The sequence below is a fragment of the Xenorhabdus budapestensis genome (genome assembly GCF_002632465.1).
GTDB lineage: Bacteria > Pseudomonadota > Gammaproteobacteria > Enterobacterales > Enterobacteriaceae > Xenorhabdus > Xenorhabdus budapestensis.
Genome location: NZ_NIBS01000005.1, coordinates 41,320 through 66,009, shown reverse-complemented (window position 1 = coordinate 66,009; position 24,690 = coordinate 41,320). Strand labels below are relative to the sequence as shown.

Annotated in this window: 18 protein-coding genes and 1 pseudogene; 12 read left to right on the top strand and 7 right to left on the bottom strand. The window is 43.5% G+C overall.

Annotated features, from left to right (window positions below; all coding sequences use genetic code 11):
* Window positions 1-43 precede the first annotated feature (43 nt).
* Window positions 44-1,300, top strand: a complete 1,257-nt coding sequence (locus tag Xbud_RS06875) for a valine--pyruvate transaminase (RefSeq protein WP_099135373.1) — start codon at window positions 44-46, stop codon at window positions 1,298-1,300.
* A gap of 695 nt (window positions 1,301-1,995) precedes the next feature.
* On the top strand, window positions 1,996-2,346 hold the full coding sequence (locus Xbud_RS06870) for a YceK/YidQ family lipoprotein (protein ID WP_099135492.1): 351 nt from the start codon (window positions 1,996-1,998) through the stop codon (window positions 2,344-2,346).
* Window positions 2,347-2,416: 70 nt separating this feature from the next.
* On the opposite strand, the gene Xbud_RS06865 is transcribed toward Xbud_RS06870, so the two are convergent.
* Window positions 2,417-3,733 (bottom strand): YidR family protein, encoded by a 1,317-nt coding sequence (locus Xbud_RS06865; protein ID WP_099135372.1) that lies wholly within the window; start codon window positions 3,731-3,733, stop codon window positions 2,417-2,419.
* A gap of 135 nt (window positions 3,734-3,868) precedes the next feature.
* Between Xbud_RS06865 and Xbud_RS06860 the strand changes: the two genes are divergently transcribed.
* A complete protein-coding gene (locus Xbud_RS06860) occupies window positions 3,869-4,486 on the top strand; it encodes a trimeric intracellular cation channel family protein (protein ID WP_099135371.1) in 618 nt (205 codons plus the stop codon).
* Between the two features lie 118 nt (window positions 4,487-4,604).
* On the opposite strand, the gene ligB is transcribed toward Xbud_RS06860, so the two are convergent.
* Window positions 4,605-6,377 carry an NAD-dependent DNA ligase LigB gene (ligB, locus tag Xbud_RS06855; protein ID WP_244589873.1) on the bottom strand — a complete coding sequence of 591 codons (1,773 nt, stop codon included), beginning with the start codon at window positions 6,375-6,377 and terminating at the stop codon, window positions 4,605-4,607.
* Window positions 6,378-6,731: 354 nt separating this feature from the next.
* Between ligB and gmk the strand changes: the two genes are divergently transcribed.
* From gmk to recG, 5 genes and pseudogenes are all read left to right on the top strand, one after another.
* Window positions 6,732-7,355: a guanylate kinase gene (gene gmk / locus Xbud_RS06850; protein WP_099135369.1), complete on the top strand. Its 624-nt coding sequence runs from the start codon at window positions 6,732-6,734 to the stop codon at window positions 7,353-7,355.
* 54 nt (window positions 7,356-7,409) lie between these two features.
* On the top strand, window positions 7,410-7,685 hold the full coding sequence (gene rpoZ, locus Xbud_RS06845; RefSeq protein ID WP_047683454.1) for a DNA-directed RNA polymerase subunit omega: 276 nt from the start codon (window positions 7,410-7,412) through the stop codon (window positions 7,683-7,685).
* Window positions 7,686-7,703: 18 nt separating this feature from the next.
* Window positions 7,704-9,815 carry a bifunctional GTP diphosphokinase/guanosine-3',5'-bis pyrophosphate 3'-pyrophosphohydrolase gene (spoT, locus tag Xbud_RS06840; RefSeq protein WP_099135368.1) on the top strand — a complete coding sequence of 704 codons (2,112 nt, stop codon included), beginning with the start codon at window positions 7,704-7,706 and terminating at the stop codon, window positions 9,813-9,815.
* Window positions 9,816-9,820: 5 nt separating this feature from the next.
* Window positions 9,821-10,003, top strand: a pseudogene (locus tag Xbud_RS06835) (tRNA (guanosine(18)-2'-O)-methyltransferase TrmH); the annotation flags it as partial.
* Between the two features lie 141 nt (window positions 10,004-10,144).
* The gene (gene recG, locus Xbud_RS06830) at window positions 10,145-12,226 is read left to right on the top strand and encodes an ATP-dependent DNA helicase RecG (RefSeq protein ID WP_099135367.1); all 2,082 of its coding nucleotides are present in this window, start codon (window positions 10,145-10,147) and stop codon (window positions 12,224-12,226) included.
* Window positions 12,227-12,328: 102 nt separating this feature from the next.
* Here recG and gltS read toward each other — a convergent pair whose 3' ends face one another.
* Window positions 12,329-13,540, bottom strand: a complete 1,212-nt coding sequence (gltS, locus tag Xbud_RS06825) for a sodium/glutamate symporter (RefSeq protein WP_099135366.1) — start codon at window positions 13,538-13,540, stop codon at window positions 12,329-12,331.
* Window positions 13,541-13,781: 241 nt separating this feature from the next.
* On the opposite strand from gltS, the gene Xbud_RS06820 reads away from it, so the two are divergent.
* Both Xbud_RS06820 and Xbud_RS06815 read left to right on the top strand, forming a co-directional pair.
* On the top strand, window positions 13,782-15,167 hold the full coding sequence (locus tag Xbud_RS06820; protein WP_099135365.1) for a nucleobase:cation symporter-2 family protein: 1,386 nt from the start codon (window positions 13,782-13,784) through the stop codon (window positions 15,165-15,167).
* A 205-nt stretch (window positions 15,168-15,372) separates the two neighbouring features.
* On the top strand, window positions 15,373-17,121 hold the full coding sequence (locus tag Xbud_RS06815) for an AsmA family protein (RefSeq protein WP_099135364.1): 1,749 nt from the start codon (window positions 15,373-15,375) through the stop codon (window positions 17,119-17,121).
* Between the two features lie 85 nt (window positions 17,122-17,206).
* Here the strand turns inward: Xbud_RS06815 and fabY are convergent, their stop codons facing one another.
* From fabY to typA, 4 genes are all read right to left on the bottom strand, one after another.
* Complete coding sequence (gene fabY / locus Xbud_RS06810) at window positions 17,207-18,124, bottom strand: fatty acid biosynthesis protein FabY (RefSeq protein WP_099135363.1); 918 nt, start codon at window positions 18,122-18,124, stop codon at window positions 17,207-17,209.
* A 171-nt stretch (window positions 18,125-18,295) separates the two neighbouring features.
* Complete coding sequence (dtd, locus tag Xbud_RS06805) at window positions 18,296-18,733, bottom strand: D-aminoacyl-tRNA deacylase (RefSeq protein WP_099135362.1); 438 nt, start codon at window positions 18,731-18,733, stop codon at window positions 18,296-18,298.
* Between the two features lie 133 nt (window positions 18,734-18,866).
* A complete protein-coding gene (gene yihX / locus Xbud_RS06800; protein WP_099135361.1) occupies window positions 18,867-19,484 on the bottom strand; it encodes a glucose-1-phosphatase in 618 nt (205 codons plus the stop codon).
* Between the two features lie 242 nt (window positions 19,485-19,726).
* A complete protein-coding gene (typA, locus tag Xbud_RS06795; RefSeq protein WP_099135360.1) occupies window positions 19,727-21,550 on the bottom strand; it encodes a ribosome-dependent GTPase TypA in 1,824 nt (607 codons plus the stop codon).
* A 504-nt stretch (window positions 21,551-22,054) separates the two neighbouring features.
* On the opposite strand from typA, the gene glnA reads away from it, so the two are divergent.
* Window positions 22,055-23,464 carry a glutamate--ammonia ligase gene (gene glnA, locus Xbud_RS06790; RefSeq protein ID WP_099135359.1) on the top strand — a complete coding sequence of 470 codons (1,410 nt, stop codon included), beginning with the start codon at window positions 22,055-22,057 and terminating at the stop codon, window positions 23,462-23,464.
* Between the two features lie 176 nt (window positions 23,465-23,640).
* On the top strand, window positions 23,641-24,684 hold the full coding sequence (gene glnL, locus Xbud_RS06785; RefSeq protein ID WP_099135358.1) for a nitrogen regulation protein NR(II): 1,044 nt from the start codon (window positions 23,641-23,643) through the stop codon (window positions 24,682-24,684).
* The last annotated feature ends 6 nt before the right edge of the window (window positions 24,685-24,690 follow it).

The following is a 24,690-nucleotide window of genomic DNA, read 5'->3' as shown; positions in this document are numbered from 1 at the left end:
GTATGGTGTCCTCTTATCCTACAAAAAAGACGCAGCTGCTGTTATGAAATTCTCTCAATTCGGAAACAAGTTCACACAAGATTCAGGAATTACTCTCCTGATGAATGATCTCAACAAAGGTTTGAGAACACCCGGCGCGATTATGCTAGGTGGTGGTAATCCTGCTCATATTCCTGAAATGGATGAATATTTCCAACAACTATTGACAGATCTAGCGTTAAACGGTCAATTAACCGAAACTCTATGCAATTATGATGGGCCACAGGGAAAAAACACCTTAATCGCAGCTTTGGCTCAAGAATTACAAGAAAAACTCGGTTGGGAAATCCACCCGCAAAATATTGCCCTGACGAATGGCAGCCAAAGCGCCTTCTTCTACCTGTTCAATTTATTAGCGGGGCGTGCCGAAGATGGTTCGATGAAACGGGTTTTGTTTCCTCTTGCGCCGGAATATATTGGCTATTCTGATTCTGGTCTGGATGAAGGTTTATTTGTTGCCAATAAACCCAATATTGAATTACTACCCAATGGTCAATTTAAATATCGGGTTGATTTTGATCACCTGAATATTTCTGAAGATATCAACTTGATCTGTGTTTCCCGTCCAACTAACCCAACAGGTAATGTCATCACCGATGAAGAATTACTGCGTCTGGATGCGTTGGCTCAGCAACACCAAATCCCTCTGCTGATCGATAATGCCTACGGTGTACCGTTCCCGGGTATTGTATTCAGTAATGCAACTCCTCTTTGGAACCCGAATATTATCTTGTGCATGAGCCTGTCCAAACTGGGGCTACCGGGTACTCGCTGCGGAATCATCATTGCCAATGAGAAAATTATCCATGCTGTCAGTAATATGAATGGTGTTATTAGCCTGGCACCAGGCGGAGTTGGCTCTGCTATTACGCTGGAAATGATCCGCCGTAATGATCTGTTCCGTTTATCCCAGAATGTTATTCAGCCATTTTATAAAAAACGGGTAGATAGCGTAATTGAGATCATTCGCCGTTATATGTCAGAAGAGCACTGCCTTATTCATAAACCAGAAGGAGCAATATTCCTCTGGCTATGGTTTAAAAATCTGCCGATTACGACAGAAATTCTTTATCAGCGATTAAAAAAACGAAAAGTGTTGATGGTGCCGGGCCACTACTTTTTCCCTGGTTTGGAACACAACTGGCCTCATGCCCATCAATGTATGCGTATGAACTATGTGCCTGATTTGGAGAAAATCGAAGAAGGTGTCCGTATTTTATCCGAAGAAATTGAAATCGCTCATAAAGAAGCAGATCGCTAATCGGAATAATAAAAAAGCTCCCTCATTTAAAGTGAGGGAGTAAGATGATAACGAGGACTTTTTACCTGAGAACAGGACAGTAGTTATTAGAATCCCAAAAGAATTCTTCATACATAGTAGGAAAGGAAAACAGTCCTTGTTTATACACTTTCCCTGAACTCGGCATATTTAACCAGAAAATAAAAAATATAATGACCTGAATAGGCAGGGTTTTTTAACTTTAAATTGCCTCTACTATGTGAAATTAAGATAATTGCCACGCATTATGTGATCTAAAGCACATTTAATGCATTAAACAAATATGATTAATTATTTAACACTGTTTTTAATCCCTCACATCTTACAGAAAGTAATCATCTACACCTAATTACCAAACCTTATTTCCTCAAACTCAGTGCTTAATCTAAGCAATGAAAAATATTCATTTGTGTAATTGCTCATACTGTTGATAAATTCAAAAGTAATAATTTATATATGTTCTTACTTTTTTATTAAAAATAATAAAAAAGATTTAAAAATCTTCTGCCGAAAAAATTATTGCATTTAACAATAAGCGCTATAGCAAACTGAATATAACCTGACTATAGTAAATAATCATAAAGAGTTATCTTTATGATTAGGAAAAGTAACGTTAAAGTAGATATAAGAATTTGGATATCGGCAAATTAACTCATTGGGTTCATGGAATAGAAATGATGAAAAACAGTAAACTGCTTTTGTTATCCGCTACTATATTTGGATTGTCTCTGCTTACAGGCTGTTCCAGCATCATGACACATAGTGGCCCCAATCAGGGATATTATTCTGGGGCACAAGCTAATATTAACATGTTAAAAGATGACAAAACGGGATGGTTTCTGAAACCTTTGCTCGCAGTAGATCTACCATTCTCAGCCCTTTTAGATACTCTTTTGCTCCCTTATGATTATGCTTTCTCAAATCAGGATCAAACAGGGAAATCACCTAAGCTTCGTATTGAAAAACTGGAAAAAAATTTAACTCATACACAACAGATATCAGAAGAGTCCACGAATGATGAAGACTGATCCTTCATCGCTCTATCAATCCCAACTCTGCCAGTACCCATTGTGCTGCAAATTGTCTTAATGTGTTTTTTCAGGCATCGTTATTGTGCAAAGATGGTGCAACGATGCCTGTTTCGACAATAAAGATCTGACGATAGCCATTAATATCCCGCATAAAAGCAACATGTCGGTCATCGGGTGAGATCACTATTGCATCTGCACATGGAGCAATGTCAGTACGTGCTGTTAGCCGCTGAACTTCACCATTTTGGCTGTTACAGATCATGACACTGTTATCACAGACAAAAGCAATAAATCGGCCTCGGCTATCCCAGTTAAATGCAGATTGTATGTCATGTACATTATGCGTGACCTGTATTGGTTCTCCCCCTTTTGGGGATACATACCATAACTGGATAGTTCCCTTATCATCTTTCATCAGAAAACAAATTTTGCTGCCATCCGGAGATGTTCTTAACCAATGCCTAGGCGTACTGACCACTCCCGGCCAATTATTCTGGTGGGTAAATGTTAAACGTTGCTGTTTCACTCCCGCAGGTGGTGCAGGTAAGGTCGTTTCCGTTCCGGTTAGTGGCTGATTACCTTCAACTGCATAATCTTCATCATGCTCAGGTAGGTCAATAAGGTAAATTTCAGGGATCTTTTCACCATTTTCAGCACATGTATCACCAATAAAAGCCAGAGCCCAACGCTGCCATTGTCCATTCTTTTTAAGATAACCCTGCTGCCCAATCCATCCTTCTTCATATGCACGATTGATCTCATCACTACCAGGGCGTGGACGTGCTGTAGTGCGGCTTACTACCACCGAAAAATAGCTACCATCATATTCTCTTGGATGCTTTTTGGCTGATATCACCGCTCTTAGTGGAATAGCGACAGCTACATTGCGTAAATCCAGTGCGGGATCTAACTCATGTATAACATGGTCGTTATAGGTAAAGCTTAAACGACTGCCATCAGGACTGAAAACATGCACGTGTGTACCACCACGCAAGGCTCCGGCTGTATAAGGTGAGGTAATGTCCAACGCATCAATATTAACAGCAACATTTGGCTGCATATCGGAAACGATCACACCACGCCGATGATGAAAATCGTATTGCCAGTGAGTATCGGGATTTTCCGGGCCATGAATAAATGCATAACGAGCCGGTTCCTGCGGACTAACTGTGACAACACCGACATGTGCGCCATCTTTTGCCTGATAAATGATCTCTGTCTGTCCATTATTTATATGAATTTTTTCTATCGTTAAGCCAGTAAAGTCTGCCCCGTTAGGACGTACATCATAGACTAACCACTGGCTGTCAGGGGTCCAGATATTTATATTAGTTATCTGATGGCTACGGTTGTCGAATGTAATCTGACGTTCCTTAAAAACCATTTTTCTACCTTAATATTCGAGGTTTCGGATAATAAAAACTAATGCTATTAAAATTTAACTAAAAAATTTCAATCGAGACGTTATTATTTCAGCATTACTCTTTACTTCTACGTTATATTCCATTTGATTAAATTTATGCTACTCAGTGTCCTTTATATCATTGGTATCACGGCTGAAGCCATGACAGGTGCCTTAGCCGCAGGTCGTCGAAAAATGGATGTGTTCGGCGTGATTATTATTGCTTCTGTAACAGCCATTGGTGGTGGTTCCGTTCGTGATATTATTCTGGGCCACTACCCGCTTGGTTGGGTTAAAAACCCAGAATACATTGTGACTGTTGCCTGCGCCGCAGTAGTCACCATTTGGGTTGCCCCAATGATGAAACACCTTCGGCGTTTATTTCTTATTCTTGATGCGATTGGTTTAATTGTTTTTTCAATTATTGGTGCACAAATCGCACTGGATATGCACTACAGCCCAGTCATTGCCGCCATTGCTGCTGTTATTACCGGTGTTTTTGGTGGAGTACTGCGCGATATGTTTTGTAACACCATTCCGTTAGTGTTCCAGAAAGAGATCTATGCGGGTGTCTCTTTTGCTGCTGCCTGGTTATATATCGCTTTATTACATACTCCACTGCACCCAAACAGCGTAATTATCATCACCCTTATAGCAGGCCTGACCGCCCGCTTGATTGCTATTCGCTATCGTCTTGGGTTACCCATCTTCAATTATGATGGCGCTGACCATTGATATTAATCTGGGCGTTTGGAGCAAGTGCTTGCTCCTTCGCTCTTGTGTGTTTGCTTATCTACTGTTTTCTTTTCTGTGTTTTCCTTTTCTACATTTCCCGACTTCCCGGTAAAGAAACCTACTGCAAAGAAATCGCTTCCTGTAAAGAAGCTGCATCTTGAAATTCATAGGGTATGTGCAAAGCTATTCCATGCACATTAATATTAATTCCCTGTAAAATTAACGTCTCAACCAGTTCTTTAACTTCGGGGTATTGTAAAAACTCCTCAATTTTTGTTCTTTGTTTTGCTGTTAAAGTACTGTCGGTTCCTGTTTCTGATAATTGTACATCCCTGTACTGATTCACTTCTTCCATAAATCTATTGGCGTAAGGCATCCCTATCGCTTCACGCCATAATGAGACTGGCTGTCGTTGTGCCTGTTGGAATTGGGTGAAAATTAGCTCCGCACGTTTAGCACCAATGTTAGGTATTTCAGAAAGTTGCTTCGTATTCAATGCCAACCAGTCTGCCAAATGTGTTACCCGTCCATCTCTTACTAAAGCAGCCCATATACCTTGTCCAACACCCTTCATTTTCAATTTTTTCCCCATCCATGTCAGACGAGCAATAAACTGCTGTTGGCAATCTTGGTTATTCAGTACAAAACAACTGAGCGAATGAAACTGCTGCGTATTAGGAGGTTGAATATTTTGACGTTCCGCAATGCGCCATACCACTTTATCGAGTTTTGGTATGCCATGCCCCGCCAGTGTTACGGTTACTTTATCCCCCGGATAAACATCCCACTGCTGCCAACGTTTTATTGAACCAATATGAACCCGATTGATTTTTCTATCGTCTAATTGCACTTTTTCCAGCTCCAGTAAAACAGATATTTTTCCTGTCCGACCTATCTTGAACTGAACATCTTTTACTGTTGTAACTTGCTGTTGCAAAGGATACTTCCACGCAATCGACCAACTGTTTGAACCAGAACGCCATTGAATACCAGCAGGCTCAGTTTCCTGTCTTAAAACAACACCGTCTGTGGCAAAAGGGAGAGGATGGGTAAAATACATTTTCCACTTTTCCTCCGCATCTTCTGCATTGAAAATTTGATGGCTATATTGCTGTGTAATGGGAAATCCCATTGATGTCAGTTTCTCCAGTTTAACTGCCATCTCATTTGGCCCATCCGGCCAGCTCCATACAAATATCCCTATTTGGCTGAGTTCCGGTGAAGGAGTTTTACGCATCATCAACCCAGCTACTTTGCTGCGCGCATTCTGACTACCTGCAATAGATTGACGATGGTTATTCTGTTGCCAAAAGAGTTCTCCTTGTAAAATCATATGGTCCGGTGCATTTTCTATCTGTTTAGGAATACTGGAAATAAATTCACTTTTATCCAGCCAATCCATCCCTTCTGCACCATTCCCTCTGCTGATTAATCCGACTAAGAGACCGTTTTGATAAACCAACGTAACTGCAACTCCATCAATTTTAGGCTGTACCCAAACGGCCGAACGTCCTTGTAACCATCGGCGAATTTCCTCTATTCTTTTTAGTTTATGCAGGCCTGTATGCTGAACAGGGTGAAACTGTTTTCCGCTAGCTAGACCCACCTTATGTAGCACCACCGCCGAGAATGATTTGTCTATCACAAAAGCTTTGTCTGATACTGTCTTATTTGATAAAGCAGATACAGCAGGGGTATTGTCTTGTTTTTGTTTTAAACAATCCTGCCAGAGCGTCAGGGTTTCCAATAGTTGATCATAAATCTCATCATCTATTTCACTGATTCCCTGCTGACGATAAAGGTGATCCCATTTTGCTATCTGTGGTGTCAGGCGTTCTATTTCAAGCTGGAGTTTTTCCTTTGACCAAGCCGGGCAGTTTGCTAATACCATCGGCATTCCAAACAACAACACCAAAATTATAATCAGAAAATTAAGCATCCTTGCTCCATATGTCCCTTAAACACGAGCAGAGAATAAAAAGAAATTCGGCTTGTACCAAGATAGAAGAAAAGAGTTTGAGAAGTGTTTCGAAAAATAATTATTCAATTTCTGCAACCGTTTATTTTCTCTGAAATTGTCTCGCAAAATATTGCCTGAATATCTGTTTGTTAAGAAAAAATTTTGTTGAAATGCCCGTTGACATGTATTGTAACGCTGCATGGATTAGCGTCTCCGTGTATACTATGTGGGATTTAACTTCCTGCGCTTGCATTTATTAATACCCCAATCAGTCAAGAAATCAGCATGAGTCAAGGAACGTTATATATTGTTTCTGCCCCAAGTGGAGCAGGTAAATCAAGCCTTATTCAGGCTTTATTAAAAACCCAGCCTTTGTATGACACTCAGGTTTCTGTTTCACATACAACTCGTCCGGCACGCCCTGGCGAAAATCATGGTGAACATTATTATTTCGTCACAGTCGATGAATTCCAAAATATGATTAACCATGATGAATTTTTGGAGCATGCCTGTGTTTTCGGTAACTATTACGGTACTTCCCGCAAAATTACCGAAGATACTCTCGCTAGTGGTGTTGATGTTTTTCTTGATATTGACTGGCAGGGTGCGCAACAAATCCGTCAGAAAATGCCTGCGGCTCGTAGCATTTTCATTCTTCCTCCTTCAAGGGAAGAATTACTCCGCCGTCTGCGTGGCCGTGGTCAGGACAGTGAAGAGGTCATCGCTAAACGAATGTCTCAGGCAGTTGCAGAAATGGAACATCATGGAGAGTATGACTACGTAATCATCAACGATGATTTCAATACGGCTCTGGCCGATTTACAATCGATTATTCGTTCCGAACGTCTGCGATTAGAAAGGCAGACTCAACGACATGATGCGTTAATCAGCAAATTATTGGCAGACTGAACTAAGTTTCAGTATTATGCCCAGTCACTTATTTATCTGTGGAGTAGCACACATATGGCACGCGTAACTGTTCAAGACGCAGTAGAAAAAATTGGTAACCGTTTTGACCTAGTGTTGGTCGCTGCTCGCCGAGCACGCCAATTACAGGTAGGTGGAAAAGATCCTCTTGTTCCAGAAGAAAACGATAAGATGACTGTTATCGCTCTGCGTGAAATCGAGCAAGGTCTTATCAATAATAAAATTCTTGATGTTCGTGAACGTCAAGAGCAGCAGGAGCAAGAAGCTGCAGAAATCAAAGCTGTTTCTGCTATCGCCGACGGTCGTCGTTAATTTTACGGTAGGTCTGCCTTGTACCTGTTTGAAAGCCTGAACCAGCTTGTACTTAAATATTTGCCTGAAGATCAAATTGATCTATTAAAACAGGCTTATGTCGTAGCACGGGATGCCCACGAAGGGCAAACCCGCTCCAGTGGTGAGCCATATATTACTCATCCAGTCGCTGTTGCTTGTATTCTGGCTGAAATGCGTCTTGACCATGAAACACTTATGGCCGCACTTCTGCATGATGTCATTGAAGATACTCCAGCGACATTTCAGGATATTGAGCTATTATTCGGCACAGCCGTCGCTGGATTAGTGGAAGGTGTCTCCAAATTGGACAAGTTGAACTTCCGTGATAAAAAGGAAGCTCAGGCCGAAAACTTCCGCAAAATGATCATGGCAATGGTACAGGATATCCGTGTCATTCTGATCAAACTGGCAGACCGAACACACAACATGCGAACCCTTGGCTCTCTGCGCCCTGATAAACGGCGGCGCATCGCCAGGGAAACGTTGGAGATCTACAGTCCGTTGGCCCATCGGTTGGGGATCCATCACCTGAAAACAGAATTGGAGGAGCTTGGCTTTGAGGCCTTATATCCTAACCGCTATCGGGTGATCAAAGAGGTTGTTAAAGCTGCCCGTGGCAACCGTAAGGAGATGATCCAGAAAATTCTGGCAGAAATTGAAGGTAGATTAACGGATGCGGGTATCCAATGTATCGTTAATGGACGGGAAAAACACCTCTATTCTATTTATCGTAAGATGCACCTGAAAGAACAGCGTTTTCATTCCATTATGGATATTTACGCTTTTCGTGTCATCGTCGGTAATCTTGATACCTGTTACCGTGTTTTAGGGCAAATGCACAGCCTGTATAAACCCCGTCCCGGTAGAGTGAAAGATTATATTGCCATTCCTAAGGCCAACGGCTATCAATCCTTGCATACCTCTCTAATCGGTCCACATGGAGTACCTGTTGAAGTCCAGATCCGGACAGAAGACATGGATCAAATGGCAGAGATGGGGGTTGCGGCACACTGGGCTTATAAAGAACAAGGGGAATCAGGTACCACAGCGCAAGTCCGTGCCCAGCGCTGGATGCAAAGCCTGTTGGAGCTTCAGCAGAGTGCTGGTAGCTCTTTCGAATTCATTGAAAGCGTCAAATCTGATCTATTCCCTGATGAGATTTACGTTTTTACTCCTGAAGGGCGTATTGTCGAATTACCGGCAGGTGCAACACCTGTCGATTTTGCTTATGCCGTCCATACGGATATTGGTCACGCTTGTGTCGGAGCTCGAGTTGATCGTCTGCCTTACCCGCTATCTCAGACCTTAAGCAGTGGGCAAACTGTCGAAATCATTACCGCCCCAAGCGCACGCCCTAATGCGGCATGGCTGAACTTTGTCGTCAGCTCTAAAGCACGTGCTAAAATACGTCAGTTACTGAAAAACCTTAAGCGGGATGATTCCGTCAGTCTGGGAAGGCGTCTGCTCAATCATGCACTTGGCAATGGACTGAAAATTAACGATATTTCACAGGAAAATATCGACAGAGAATTGGCAAGAATGAAACTTGCTTCACTCAATGACCTGCTGGCAGAGATCGGATTAGGTAATGCGATGAGTGTCGTCGTTGCCCATAATCTATTGGGTGCTACAGAAAAAATTCCGAATGGCAGTAACAGTCAATCTCGTAAGCTGCCAATCAAAGGTGCTGATGGCATCCTAATTACCTTTGCTAAGTGTTGTCGACCGATTCCGGGTGACCCGATTATTTCCCACATCAGTCCGGGGAAAGGTTTAGTTATCCATCACGAATCTTGCCGTAATATCCGCGGTTATCAGAAAGAACCGGAAAAATTTATGCCTGTTGAGTGGGATAAAGATATCAATAGCGATTTTATCGCTGAAATTAAAGTTGATATGTTTAACCATCAGGGAGCACTGGCAAATCTGACAGCAGCTATTAATGATGCAAATTCCAGCATCCAAAGCATGAATACTGAGGAAAAAGATGGCCGCGTTTATTGTGCTTTCATCAGGCTGACAACCAAAGACCGTATCCAGTTGGCAAATATCATGCGTAAGATACGTGTTATGCCAGATGTACTGCGAGTCAGCCGTAACCGAAACTAGAGGTTATGAATCCTAAACGTTATGCATGTATTTGTCAGATGATGGCAATGCGTCAACCTGACCTGACAATTTGTTTAGAAGAAGTACACAAACTCCATAATATATCCGCAGTTATTCGCTCTGCGGATGCAGTTGGTATTCATCAGATCCATGCCATTTGGCCTACTCATCAGTTACGGACTCAACTGTGGTCGCGCATCGTAAAGGGCTGGAACGACCATTCATTGATAAACAAGGGCAAATTATCGCAAGTGAATCTTGGTGGGTAACAATGCAGGCAACGACCGCACCATCAACAGGGAAATAAATCACACTGACGGAGAAAAGGTATGAAAGGCCGATTACTTGATGCCATCCCATTAACCACTTTACATGGTGTTGGAGCCAATCAGGTGACTAAACTTGCCAGATTAGGATTGGTCAATCTACAGGATTTGTTGCTGCATTTACCTCTCCGTTATGAGGATCAAACCCGCCTGTATGCTATTAACGATGTATTACCCGGTATTTATGCTACGGTGATGGGTGAAATATTGCGTACCAATGTGGTTTTTGGGCGCCGGCGTATAATGACCTGTCAAATCAGCGACGGAACTGGCATATTAACTCTGCGTTTTTTTAATTTCACTACTGCCATGAAGAATAGTCTGGCAGAAGGCAAGCATATCATTGCTTATGGTGAAATCCGCCGCGGCTCCCAAGGAGCAGAAATTATTCATCCAGAATACAAGATCCAGCAACACGCTGAGCGCATTCAATTGCAGGATACATTAACTCCTGTCTATCCCACGACAGAGGGAGTGCGTCAAACCACACTGCGCAAGTTGATCGAACAGGCTCTGGAACTGCTTGATACTTGTCCAATTAATGAATTATTACCAGATCAGTTTAGTCAGCAGATCATCAGCCTTCCCAATGCCCTGCGTACTCTGCACCGTCCACCACCAGATATTTCTCTGGCGGATTTGGAAAATGGTAAACATCCAGCACAACACCGATTAATTCTGGAAGAACTGCTGGCACATCATTTAAGTATGCTGGCTGTCAGAGCTGGTGCTCAGCGTTTCCATGCCCAGCCGCTCACAGCAGATAATTCATTAAAACAGCAATTACTGGATCAGCTCCCTTTTTCGCCAACACGTGCGCAGGAGCGTGTAGTAATGGAAATAGAGCATGACCTAGAAAAAAATGTCCCGATGATGCGGCTGATACAAGGTGATGTCGGTTCCGGTAAAACGCTGGTGGCAGCACTCGCAGCAATACGGGCTATTGTTCACGGTAAGCAGGTTGCCTTAATGGCACCGACCGAACTTCTTGCGGAGCAACATGCCAACACTTTTCGCCAGTGGTTTGAACCACTTGGTATTCAGGTAGGATGGCTTGCGGGTAAGCAAAAAGGCAAGGCGCGCCAAGCGCAACAAGAAGCCATTGCCTGTGGTCAGGTAAGTATGGTCGTTGGTACTCACGCAATGTTTCAGGAGCAAGTTAAATTTGCCGGGCTGGCATTGGTCATTATTGATGAACAACACCGATTCGGTGTTCATCAACGTCTGGCACTTTGGGAAAAAGGGCGTGAACAGGGGGTTCATCCTCATCAATTGATCATGACTGCAACACCGATTCCACGAACATTGGCAATGACCGCTTATGCCGATTTAGATACTTCCATTATTGATGAACTTCCCCCTGGACGGAAACCTGTAACAACGGTCGCTATCCCTGATACTCGCCGGAATGAAATTGTTCAACGTATCAAAAATGCTTGCTTAGACGAAGGGCGTCAGGCTTATTGGGTATGTACCTTGATTGAAGACTCCGAAGTTCTGGAAGCACAAGCTGCTCAGGTTACCAGTGAAGAATTGGCCCTGGCGCTACCTGAGCTGAAAATTGGCCTCGTGCATGGGCGGATGAAACCGGTGGAAAAGCAATCCATTATGGAGGCTTTCAAGCAAGGTGAATTACAGTTATTGGTTGCCACCACGGTGATTGAAGTCGGTGTGGATGTCCCTAATGCTAGCCTGATGATCATCGACAATCCTGAACGGTTAGGGCTGGCTCAGTTACATCAGCTCCGTGGCCGCGTTGGGCGTGGAGCTGTAGCTTCTCACTGTGTCCTGCTCTATAAAACACCGCTGACCAACACAGCTAAAATACGTCTGCAAGTCTTACGGGATAGTAATGATGGTTTCGTCATCGCCCAAAGAGATCTGGAAATTCGGGGGCCAGGTGAACTGCTTGGTACGCGTCAGACCGGTAACGTCGAATTCAAGATTGCTGATTTATTAAGGGATCAGGCAATGCTCCCCGAAGTACAACGTATTGCCCACTATATCCATCAACACTATCCTGAACATGCCAAAGCATTGATTGAACGCTGGTTGTCCGACCGCTCGCAATACAGCCATGCCTAATCAACGAGCTATCATTGCTTATAAGATAATTAAAAAAATGCCGCTGATAATTGCAGCGGCATATTTAGCCAAGATATCAGGCAAAAGCAAAGGTGAGTTAAGTTAGCCTACTACAGATGGGAATACTGGTAATAACAGATAAATCTTGATAACGGCTGAGTTAACGATATCAATAAAGAACGCACCTACCATCGGTACGAGCAAAAACGCCACATGTGATGGCCCGAAGCGGTCAGTAATCGCCTGCATATTTGCAATCGCCGTTGGTGTTGCACCCAAACCAAAACCACAGTGACCAGCTGACAATATTGCCGCATCATAATTTTTACCCATCACTCTGTAAGTGACGAAAATAGCGTACAGAGCCATAACCACTGTTTGTATAGCAAGGATCACCAGCATCGGCAGCGCAAGGGATGCCAGTTGCCATAATTTAAGACTCATCAATGCCATTGCCAGGAAGAGAGACAAACTGACGTTACCTAGCACTGACACTGCCCGGTCAAATACCCGATAAAAACCAAGCAGGGACAAGCCATTACTGAGTATCACTCCGGTAAACAGGACACACACAAAAGTTGGCAAAAAGAGCGTACCTTCCAGAACCTTCTCAAGATAGCTACCCGCTAACAAACAGATAGATATTAAAGCGATGGTTTCGAGCATTACTAATGGTGTAATCAAACGGCCGGTATAGGGTTTTTCAAACGCAGTCGGAACTTCAGTATCTTCAGCTTTCAGGCCAGGTGTTTTGTTATTCCTTACCAGCAGACGAGCAACAGGGCCACCAATCAGGCCTCCTAGTATTAAACCAAATGTTGCACATGCCATTGCAACTTCAGTGGCATTCTCAAAACCATAACGTTCAGTAAATACCTTACCCCAAGCAGCACCAGTTCCGTGTCCTCCTGAAAGGGTGATTGAGCCAGCCAACAGCCCCATCAATGGATCAAGCCCAAGCATTTTCGCCAATGCAATCCCCACTGTGTTTTGCACCAACAATAAGCCCACAACGACAACAATAAAGATTACCAAGGATTTTCCACCTGCTTTCAGGCTGGCAAGGTTAGCGTTTAAGCCTACAGTAGCAAAGAACGCTAACATAAGAGGATCTTTGAGAGATAAATCAAAGCTAACTTCCCAGCCCGTGGACTGTTTAACTATCAGAAGAACAAAAGCAACCAGCAAGCCACCTGCGACCGGCTCTGGAATCGTATATTTTTCAAGAAATGAAATTGACTGTACGAGTTTTCTTCCCACTAGCAAAACAAGTGTGGCAGCCACGAGCGTGCCATAAATATCCAAATGATACATTTATGTACCCCATCCATTGTTAAAATTATGTGAATTTAATGCGACGTTATAATCATCCTATAAAAACGCCAAGAGCAGGTAAGGGTTGGATTAGAAAAAAAATTACCGATAAATACAAGATAAAACATTTAAAAATGTGACGAAATAAAGTTATACCTCATAGGTAAAATTTCACGCAATCGATTGCTTTTATAAGCCAGAGCAATAAAATGTGTCTTTTGTTGACTCGAAACTCCACACCATGGCTACCTCAACCCACAAACACTCAGAATCAGAAATCCCCGAAAAATCGGGTAGCGAATTAATTTACCGTCTGGAAGATAAACCACCTCTTCCACATGCCCTGTTTGCCGCCTGTCAGCATCTGCTGGCAATGTTTGTTGCTGTCATCACACCAGCGATATTGATCTGTCAGGCTCTTGGGCTTCCCGAACAAGATACACAACGCATTATCAGTATGTCCTTGTTTGCTTCAGGGTTAGCCTCACTTATTCAAATCCGTTCCTGGGGGCCAATTGGCTCAGGTTTGCTTTCCATTCAAGGAACCAGTTTTAATTTTGTAGCTCCTCTTATCATGGGTGGCCTGGTCATGAAAAATGGAGGAGCCGATATTCCAACAATGATGGCTGCCCTGTTTGGTACATTGATGCTTGCAGCAACCACTGAGATATTTCTTTCCCGCATACTGCATCTGGCCAGAAAAATCATCACACCTCTAGTTTCCGGCATTGTTGTGATGATTATTGGTCTGTCACTGATTCAGGTTGGGTTAACTTCTATCGGCGGCGGTTATACCGCTATTCAGCAAGGCACATTTGGTGCCCTCGAAAACCTTTTGCTGGCGGGAGTTGTTCTTGCCATTATTGTGTTGCTGAATCGCCAACATAATTCCTATTTACGGGTTGCGTCTCTGGTTATTGCCATGGCAGTAGGATATTTAGTCGCTTGGTATATGGAGATGCTACCCCATTCAACTACAACAGAAGACAAACCAATTATCATTGTTCCCTCTCCACTGTATTACGGGCTTTCTTTGGACTGGAATTTGTTGATCCCACTTGTCCTGATTTTTATGGTGACGTCACTGGAGACAATCGGTGATATTACAGCAACTTCAGATGTTTCTGAGCAACCTGTCAGCGGCCCGTTATACATGAAGCGTATTAAGGGCGGTGTACTGGCAAATGGTCTCAATTCGATGGTTTCTGCTCTATTTAATACATTCCCGAATTCCTGCTTTGGTCAGAATAATGGAGTAATCCAACTGACTGGTATTGCCAGCCGCTATGTCGGTTACATTATTGCTTCCATGCTGATTCTATTAGGGCTATTTCCGGCAGTAGCAAGTTTTGTACAGCATATTCCTGAACCGGTATTAGGTGGCGCTACTATTGTGATGTTCGGTACGATTGCCGCATCTGGTGTCAGAATTGTTTCCCGTGAACCGTTAAATCGACGTGCCATTATGATCATCGCCTTGTCACTGGCTGTGGGATTGGGCATTTCTCAACAACCACTGATCTTACAATATGCACCTGAATGGGTAAGAAACCTGCTTTCTTCTGGCGTTGCCGCTGGCGGGCTCACAGCCATTCTCCTAAATCTGATTTTTCCTCAAGAAAAATAGCCATAATTTTCGCCTGGCTCTTCTTCTCCCGCTTATATAGCGGGAATTTTTTGTGTAACTCTTCGCATATTCTTTTGCAATATTCTTCGCAATTTTCCTGCCAGTATGCCGGAATGAGTGCTTTTTCAGTGTTGCCTATTGAGTAGCGATCCGTTTTACGGCATAAAAGGGATTCTTTTCAGGACGAGCGTATTGAGGTGAGATTATGAAATGGTTAGGGAAATGCTTTGCTACTCTGCTGTTGTTACTGATTCTGGCAATGATCATTGTTTATTTTGTTGCCCAGACACATTGGGGAGCTAAACAAATAAGCCAGTGGATCAACAAGCAAGGTTATTATCAGGTCAATATTGAAAGTATCGACCACAGTTGGCTCCGACCTATGACCCTAATGCTCAATAATGTGAGTGTCAGCGATAAACAGAGTTCTTTCTCACTCAATACCAATACGGTGGATCTGGATCTCAAATGGCAATTCCTGCCCAAATTCACAGATCTCCATAAGCTGACATTACAACAAGGTAAGTTAGCGCTGTCAGGCAATCAGTTTCCCCCTGCTTTGAAAGCCGATATTTTACAACTGAATCAGATGGATATTCAGTTAACAACCCCTCATTCGCAAATTCAGGGAAAAAATATTATCGGCGGTATCACCCCCTGGATACCTGATACCAACTCTCCTTTTGGTTCGGGGCAGTACCAGTTCAGTGCCAGTACAATCAGTATAAATGGACTTCCGTTTGATAAGGTCGTCATGCAGGGAAGCCACCAGAATAACAGTCTGACCATCAGCGCCTTTGGTGCAGAGTTTCTGAAAGGTTTCATCTCTGGAAATGGACAACAATTACCTGATGGCAGTTGGAGCTGGGATAATATCCTGATCAATGATATACGCTGGCAGTCCCCAATGGCACTGGCTGCTCTGGTAGAAAAAACTCATCAACTCCCGACCATCCACATTAAAGATCTCAATCTCACTAACGCCAAACTACAAGGGAAAGATTGGTCTGTCGATTATCTTGATACAACCATCAAAGGACTGGGGTTAGTTAATGGTCGTTGGCAGGCCGAAGATGGCTTGATTGATTTTAATGCCATGAATATGACCTTCAATGACGCTCAATTCCGGGATATATTGGGTAAATTCCGCTTTTCCGGTGATATTTTTACCATCGCCAATCTGACAGCTCATTACCAGAAAGGTTTATTCAATATTAAAGCTCAGTGGGATCGCCAGAGCCGCCAGTTAACCCTCAACGACAGTTCAGTGACAGGCTTGATTTACTTCCTGCCAGCAAAATGGCGTGACTATATCAAAAATCCCGCATCAGAATGGATTTCAGCACTGAAATTAAACAATGTCAGTATTAACAATACACTCCTGATTGATGCGAATCCTGATTTTCCATTTCAGCTCACCACACTATCAGGCTATGTCGATACTATGGATATCCTGAAAAATGGTCATTGGGGATTATGGAATGGACAAGCATCGTTACAAGCCGCCAGCGGAACATTCAATAAAGTAGAAATCGCTCGTCCTTATCTGCAATTACATGCTACAGATGACAGAGTCGTGGTTGATAAAATGAATGCCTTCACGGGTGATGGATTACTACAATTTAACGGTATGGTTGAACAGTCAGCTTCTCAAAAACCTTTTCAGCTCAACTTCAAGGGAATGAATGTGGATTTGGGTATTCTGCCACAGTGGGGTTGGAGACCGCTCAATGCACATGGCGATGGCAATTTTTCACTAGCTATCACCGGTGATCTCTCTGCTGACAATATTAAGGAGACCATCAGTGGCACACTGGCGGCTGAAGACAGGTCATCCAATAAAGAGTCACAGTCCATTAAACAAGGGGTAATGACGACCGATAGCAGCCCTGTCGGTCAATCTGATGCAACCCAATCTGACGAAGCAGGACAATCTCACACAGAGCAATCATAAAAAATAGAACAATTGCAAAAAGATAGCGAAAACAGTTCTGCCACAGAAAAGGGTAGAACCTGAATCGCTATCCAGTTATAGCAGTTCAGATTTTCACAGGCCGTTCAGCAGGCAATACGATATAAGTACCGGTGAACACACTACCCACTCCCAGTTCACCGCTTACTTGTACTTCCAGCTTAACACGCGCTTTATTGCCACGTGCAAGTCGGGCTAAATCACCGCTTATATTATTGAGGTCAGCAACAGCACTGGGGCGGCCAGTGATTGGTTTATGGTAACGAATATTCGCATCAACCAGAATGATATCTCCCCCCAGTTGACGCTCCTGCAATAACAGCCAGATCAATCCCCACGCTGTTAATGTCGATTGAGAAAACAAACTACCGGCAAAAATAGTATGGTGAGGGTTCTGGTTACCTGCTTCCGGCATTGTGGTAATAAAACGCTGCCCTGTGTACTGAGTAATACGCAGCCCCATTTTTTCACTCAAGGGAATGTGCTTGTACCACGCCTGTTGCAATTCCGCACACCAGTCCGGACGGTGCAAAATATCATCAAGACTTATAATAGGCTTAATCATCAAGAAGTGATTAATAGGAGACGACTGGGCACCATTAATAAGTCCCCGGTTTTGAAATCCCAACTTACTAAAGAAATCAACAGCATCCTCACGCGCACTACAAACAATCCGCTTTACACCTTCTTGTCTGGCAACGGATTCCAATGCCATTGCAATCAGTGTGCCTAACCCTTTCTGTTGTTCATTAGGGTCAACGGCCAGAAAACGGATAGCACCTTCACTATCTGCATTGATATATAAACGCCCAACAGCAATCGGTTTACCCGTTTCATCCACCACCATTTGATGATGAGCCATCGAATCATAAGCATCTCTTTCTGAGCCAATCGGCTGGTGAAGTGGCTTACGCAGCATCTCCCAACGAAATTGGTAATAGGTTTCTAGCTCTTGTTCGGTTTGAGGTACTCTGAGGTGATACATAGAAACAGCCCCTTCTTTGCGTGTTGTCATGTGTAGTCAAGGAAATATATATAGCAAACGATAGTTATCTTATTTTTGTTATGTTCATCGCTCCCGAAAGTACGCACTTATACCCGTTGTCTTTCAAATTGCAACTTTGTTGGCTGCATCCTGAAATCCATTGGGTACACATCATACTTGCAACCAGAAAGTCACAGGCCCATCATTTGTCAGACTTACTTTCATGTCCGCAGCAAATTGCCCCATTTCTGTTTTTATACCAGTTGCACGGCACTGTTCAACAAAATAGCGATAAAGTTGATCAGCTTTTTGGGGGGTAGCGCCACCAGAAAAACTCGGTCTTAAACCTTTTTGAGTATTAGCAGCCAGGGTAAATTGGGAAATAACTAATAAGCTCCCATTAGCTTGCTGAACATTCAGGTTCATTTTTCCATGCTCATCGCTGAACACGCGATATCCCATTACTTTGTCACACAGACGCTGGGCTTTTTGTTGATCATCTTCTTTTTCAACCCCCAGAAAAACCAGCAGTCCCTGCTCAATTTCTCCAATAGTTTTACTATCAACAACAACTTTTGCCTGTGTTACACGTTGAATTAATGCAATCATTTTTCTTGTGAGTGATCCATAAAAGATAGAGTAACTTGTAGGGATAGTATCTTGCTTGCCAAGATGCTATCCCATTTAGAACCTGTTAACTGTTACGTGAAACAGTTACATGAAAACGGTTATGTGAAAAATACTATGTTGCTTCGGGAAGTGAGAAGTCATGTGTTTTAAAATAATCAGGAATGATTTTCCTGTCAGTCACATGAATGGCATTGATACCTAATTTCTGTGCTGCATCAATATGTTCCAAAACATCATCAAAAAAAACTGCCTGTTCAGTAGTTACACCTTCTTTTTCAAGCAAATATTTAAAGATATCCTGATTTGGTTTACGCATTCCCAAGTCTTGGGACAGATAAAGAAAATCTGCCGAAGCAGTAATTTCAGGATAGTGCTGTGACCAGTACTGGAGATGCAAGTGGTTTGTGTTGGATAATACAACAACCCTATGCCCTTGCCCCCGCAGTTTATTCATTAACTCAATGACTTCCTGCCTGACACCAATGAAAATCGCATTCCAACCTTCAGAGAATTGTTCAAAGCTGAGTGAGATCTCCATTTCATCACACAGCACTTCAACAAATTCTGTATCCGTGATTTGCCCACATTCATGCTTTTCAAACGCCTCTCCCATTGTAAATTTGGTCGTCAACGTTGCCAGTGGTGTACCACTTAAGTTACTCCAGACAGCCAGTACTCTTTTAAAATCAATATCAATAATCACATTACCCATATCGAAAATGTACAGCATAATCCCTCCTGACTGGTGCTTATGGTTTTGTACTTTTATCATAATTTAATCAAGAAAAAAGGGTAAGACGACAAAGAACAGACAAATTACGCTATTGAGCAATCGTCATTGAAACAGTTAACAATTTAACTAAATCGTAATACTAGCAGGCTGAGGCAGGTAAGCGACAGGGAGAAGAGTTTGGTCAGAAGAGCGCTGATAAAACTCAGGGTGCCGAAGCACCCTAAGCTATTCAAAAGAAATTAACCTTCTTTACTACGGCTTGCGCGACGACGATCATTTTCAGTCAAATGGCGTTTACGCAGACGAATTGATTGTGGTGTAACCTCAACCAGTTCGTCATCATCAATGAACTCCAGCGCTTGCTCCAATGTTTTCTTGATATGTGGAGTCAGCGTTGTCGCTTCATCTGTACCAGAAGCACGAACGTTAGTCAGTTTTTTACCTGTCAGACAGTTTACGGTCAGGTCATTGGAGCGAGAATGGATACCAATGATTTGGCCTTCATAAACTTCTGTACCGTGACCAAGGAACAACTTACCACGCTCCTGCAAACCATACAGAGCATAAGCAACGGCTTTGCCCTGACCATTGGAAATCAGTACACCATTCTGGCGACGACCAATTTCACCCGGACGGATGTCATCATAGTGGCTGAAGGTTGCGTACAGCAGACCAGTACCGGAAGTCATGGTCATAAATTCAGTACGGAAACCGATCAAACCACGGCTTGGGATAACGTAGTCCAGACGCACGCGACCTTTACCATCCGGCAACATATCACGCAGTTCACCTTTACGTTCACCAAGCGCCTGCATCACATCACCCTGGTGCTGCTCTTCGATATCCAGTGTTACCTGTTCGAAAGGTTCCTGCTTACGGCCATCAATTTCACGGAAAATAACTTTTGGACGAGAAACCGCTAATTCGAAACCTTCACGACGCATATTCTCAATCAGGACGGAGAGGTGCAGCTCACCACGACCAGATACACGGAAAGCGTCTGGATCTTCAGTTTCTTCAACACGCAGTGCGACGTTATGAACCAGCTCTTTTTTCAAACGATCCAGGATCTGGCGGGAGGTCACATACTTACCTTCACGGCCACAGAAAGGTGAGGTGTTAACACAGAAAAACATGCTAACGGTAGGCTCATCAACTGCTAACGCTGGCAGAGCTTCAACTGCATTAACCTCACACAGAGTATCAGAGATGTTCAGTTCACCCAGACCGGTAATCGCAATGATATCACCGGCTTCCGCTTTGTCAGATTCGATGCGATCTAATCCCAGATGGCTGAAAACCTTACCAACTTTACCATTACGCGCCTTACCTTCACTATCAATAATCGTGATGTTCTGGTTTGGTCTTACCGTTCCACGCTTGATACGACCGATACCAATAACCCCAACGTAGTTGTTGTAATCCAGCTGAGAAATCTGCATCTGGAATGGGCCATCAAGATCAACTTTAGGCGGCTCAACATGCTCAACGATTGCCTGATACAGCGGAGTCATATCCTCGGCCATATCTGTGTGGTCGTTACCGGCAATCCCCATCAGTGCAGATGCGTAAACAATAGGGAAATCCAACTGTTCGTCGGTTGCACCAAGGTTTACGAACAGGTCGAATACCTGATCGACTACCCAGTCAGGGCGAGCGCCAGGACGGTCAACTTTGTTGATAACAACGATTGGCTTCAAACCGTGGGCGAAGGCTTTCTGAGTTACAAAGCGAGTCTGCGGCATCGGGCCATCCATCGCATCCACCAGTAACAAAACACTGTCGACCATTGACATCACGCGCTCTACTTCACCACCGAAATCGGCGTGGCCCGGGGTATCTACGATATTGATGCGGTAGTCATTCCATTTAATAGCGGTGTTTTTTGCAAGAATGGTGATACCACGTTCTTTTTCCAGATCATTGGAATCCATCACGCGCTCGGTCGCGGCTGCACGCTCACCAAATGTACCAGATTGCTGTAGAAGTTTATCAACCAGCGTAGTTTTGCCATGGTCAACGTGAGCGATAATGGCAATATTTCTTAAGTTATTAATTGACAAGTATTTTTACCGTTTTAGCTATTTGAAGAAATATTAAATACAGACAGCGTGACAGATTGCAACGCTACTCTCATTTAACACAAATATGGTGCTATTTTACACGTTATAGCTACAGAGTGAAATAAATGTGAAGTGCATCACTTTTGAAGTTTATCTATTTTCTGAATATAAACGTGTCATAACTTAAAGTGATAATAACAGTAACTGTAATGGATTAACCTTATTTATTTTCACTAAAATGGTGCATTATTGTCATTTTTATTCACTAATTTAGTGCAAGAATACTTAAGGATCCCTCTGTGCTTTTGTCTATTTGCTGAGTTTTATACCTATTTATAAATATACACAATCAGATTCAATGGCTTTTAAAAGTTGGCACGTTTTTCGCAATGTGTTCTGGCATTGAAAATCGCAATAAAATTGGCTGTATACAAAGACACTATCAGCCACTTAAGATAGGGTAGCCAGCGCCTTATCCAGCCTACGTAAACCAGGAGAACTCATATGTCCGTTGAACATGTTTTGTCCATGATTGAAGAACATCAGGTGAAGTTTATTGACTTACGTTTTACTGACACTAAAGGTAAAGAACAGCACATCACCATTCCTGCCCACCAGATTGATGAAGATTTCTTCGAAGATGGCAAAATGTTCGACGGTTCATCTATCAAAGGTTGGAAAGGTATCAATGAATCCGACATGGTACTAATGCCAGATCCATCTACCGCAATGCTTGACCCTTTCTTTGACGATGCCACGCTCATTATACGTTGCGATATCCTGGAACCTGGCACAATGCAAGGTTATGGTCGTGATCCTCGCTCTATTGCAAAACGTGCGGAAGATTTCCTGCGCGCAAGTGATATTGCAGATACTGTTTTGTTCGGGCCAGAACCGGAATTCTTCCTGTTTGATGATGTCCGTTTCGGCAATTCTATTTCAGGTTCTTATTATCATATTGATGATACCGAAGCGGCCTGGAATAGCGGCACTCGCTATGAAGGCGGTAACAAAGGCCATCGCCCAGGAGTTAAAGGTGGCTATTTCCCTGTCCCTCCGGTGGACTCTTCTCAGGATCTGCGTTCAGCAATGTGCCTGACCATGGAGGAAATGGGTTTGGTTGTGGAAGCCCACCACCACGAAGTGGCAACAGCAGGTCAGAACGAAGTCGCAACTCGTTTCAACACCATGACCAAAAAAGCGGATGAAACCCAGATTTATAAATATGTGGTACATAATATCGCCCATGCTTTCGGCAAGACAGCGACATTTATGCCAAAACCGCTGGTCGGAGATAACGGCTCTGGAATGCATTGTCACATGTCACTGGCTAAAGGCGGTGTCAACCTGTTCGCCGGAGACAAATATGGTGGGTTATCTGAATTGGCTCTTTACTATATCGGCGGCATCATCAAACATGCCCGTGCCCTGAATGCCTTTACTAACCCAACCACTAACTCGTATAAACGTCTGGTACCTGGTTTTGAGGCTCCCGTGATGCTGGCCTATTCTGCCCGCAACCGCTCTGCATCTATCCGTATCCCGGTTGTAGCCAGCAGTAAAGCTCGTCGTATTGAAGTACGTTTCCCAGATCCGGCCGCAAATCCTTATCTGGCCTTCTCTGCTCTGCTTATGGCTGGCCTTGATGGTATCATCAACAAAATACATCCGGGCGATGCGATGGATAAAAACCTGTATGACTTGCCAGCCGAAGAAGCCCAAGAGATCCCAACCGTAGCCTCTTCTCTGGAAGAAGCACTGGCTGCACTGGATACAGATCGCGAATTCCTGACCCGAGGTGGTGTTTTCACTGATGATGCAATTGATGCTTATATTGGTGTCTTGAACAGTGAAATCGAACGCGTTCGTATGACTCCACATCCTCTGGAGTTTGAACTGTATTACAGCGTGTAATGCTTGAAAGCACTACAATTGCTCCTTTTTATTTTGTTGCCGTGAAACTTTTGGCCCATCTTCGGATGGGCTCTTTTCCCTCTGAACTTTCCTTCTCGATAGAGTGGGTGACCAATTCATGATCAAATAAGATACAACGCACCAAAAAAGTGCAAAGGCTGAAAGGTTGGATAGAAATGGCTGATTTTCCCAAAACAGAACAGATTCTTGATTCACTGATAAACAGTGTGTTGGTACTGGATAACGATTTAATTATCCACTATGCCAATCATTCCGCCATGCAACTTCTGGCACAAAGTACACGTAAATTATTTGGCACTCCTCTTCCGGTATTGTTCAGCTATATCTCATTGGATACGGAATTTATGCGTTCCAGTCTGATACGCGGGCATGGTTTTACGGATAACGAAGTCATATTAGTGATCAACAATCACTCACATGTTATGTCGCTCAGTGCCCAACCAATTTCCGAACAGTTTATTCTGCTGGAACTCGCTCCTATGGATAGCCAGCGCCGTTTAAGCCAAGAGCAGATACAACAGGCACAACAGGCCGCTGCGCGGGAATTGGTTCGGGGGCTGGCACATGAAATCAAAAACCCACTGGGGGGTTTACGGGGAGCCGCACAATTGTTGGCAAAAACACTGCCAGATCCCTCCCTGCAAGAATATACTCAAGTCATTATCGAACAGGCAGACAGGCTTCGCACCCTTGTGGATCGATTATTGGGGCCACAACGTCCCGGAGTTCAGATCCGCCAGAGCATTCACCATGTGGTAGAACGGGTCTATCAATTGGTATCACTGGAAATGCCCGACAATGTCACATTAATCAAGGACTATGATCCCAGCCTGCCGGAGCTGTCCCATTACCCTGATCAGATTGAACAGGTTTTATTGAATATTACCCGCAATGCCCTACAAGCATTGGACAGTAAAGGTGGCATAATCACCTTACGAACCCGAACAGCATTCCAAATCACCTTACATGGTGAGCGTTATCGCTTAGCTGCCAGAATTGATATTGAAGATAATGGGCCAGGCATTCCTTCCGGTATTCAGGATACGCTATTCTACCCGATGGTAAGTGGGCATGAGGGAGGAACCGGGCTAGGTTTATCTATTGCCCGCAGTCTTATTGATCAACATCTTGGAAAGATCGAATTTACCAGTTGGCCGGGACATACGGAGTTTTCCATTTACCTGCCTATCAAGAAATAGGGGATA

Bases quoted from the DNA above. Each gene is read 5' to 3' on its own strand.
- Xbud_RS06875 (WP_099135373.1), top strand. From the start codon at position 44: ATGAAATTCTCTCAATTCGGAAACAAGTTCACACAAGATTCAGGAATT.
- Xbud_RS06870 (WP_099135492.1), top strand. From the start codon at position 1,996: ATGAAAAACAGTAAACTGCTTTTGTTATCCGCTACTATATTTGGATTG.
- Xbud_RS06865 (WP_099135372.1), bottom strand. From the start codon at position 3,733: ATGGTTTTTAAGGAACGTCAGATTACATTCGACAACCGTAGCCATCAG.
- Xbud_RS06860 (WP_099135371.1), top strand. From the start codon at position 3,869: ATGCTACTCAGTGTCCTTTATATCATTGGTATCACGGCTGAAGCCATG.
- ligB (WP_244589873.1), bottom strand. From the start codon at position 6,377: ATGGTATTAGCAAACTGCCCGGCTTGGTCAAAGGAAAAACTCCAGCTT.
- gmk (WP_099135369.1), top strand. From the start codon at position 6,732: ATGAGTCAAGGAACGTTATATATTGTTTCTGCCCCAAGTGGAGCAGGT.
- rpoZ (WP_047683454.1), top strand. From the start codon at position 7,410: ATGGCACGCGTAACTGTTCAAGACGCAGTAGAAAAAATTGGTAACCGT.
- recG (WP_099135367.1), top strand. From the start codon at position 10,145: ATGAAAGGCCGATTACTTGATGCCATCCCATTAACCACTTTACATGGT.
- gltS (WP_099135366.1), bottom strand. From the start codon at position 13,540: ATGTATCATTTGGATATTTATGGCACGCTCGTGGCTGCCACACTTGTT.
- Xbud_RS06820 (WP_099135365.1), top strand. From the start codon at position 13,782: ATGGCTACCTCAACCCACAAACACTCAGAATCAGAAATCCCCGAAAAA.
- Xbud_RS06815 (WP_099135364.1), top strand. From the start codon at position 15,373: ATGAAATGGTTAGGGAAATGCTTTGCTACTCTGCTGTTGTTACTGATT.
- fabY (WP_099135363.1), bottom strand. From the start codon at position 18,124: ATGTATCACCTCAGAGTACCTCAAACCGAACAAGAGCTAGAAACCTAT.
- dtd (WP_099135362.1), bottom strand. From the start codon at position 18,733: ATGATTGCATTAATTCAACGTGTAACACAGGCAAAAGTTGTTGTTGAT.
- yihX (WP_099135361.1), bottom strand. From the start codon at position 19,484: ATGCTGTACATTTTCGATATGGGTAATGTGATTATTGATATTGATTTT.
- glnA (WP_099135359.1), top strand. From the start codon at position 22,055: ATGTCCGTTGAACATGTTTTGTCCATGATTGAAGAACATCAGGTGAAG.
- glnL (WP_099135358.1), top strand. From the start codon at position 23,641: ATGGCTGATTTTCCCAAAACAGAACAGATTCTTGATTCACTGATAAAC.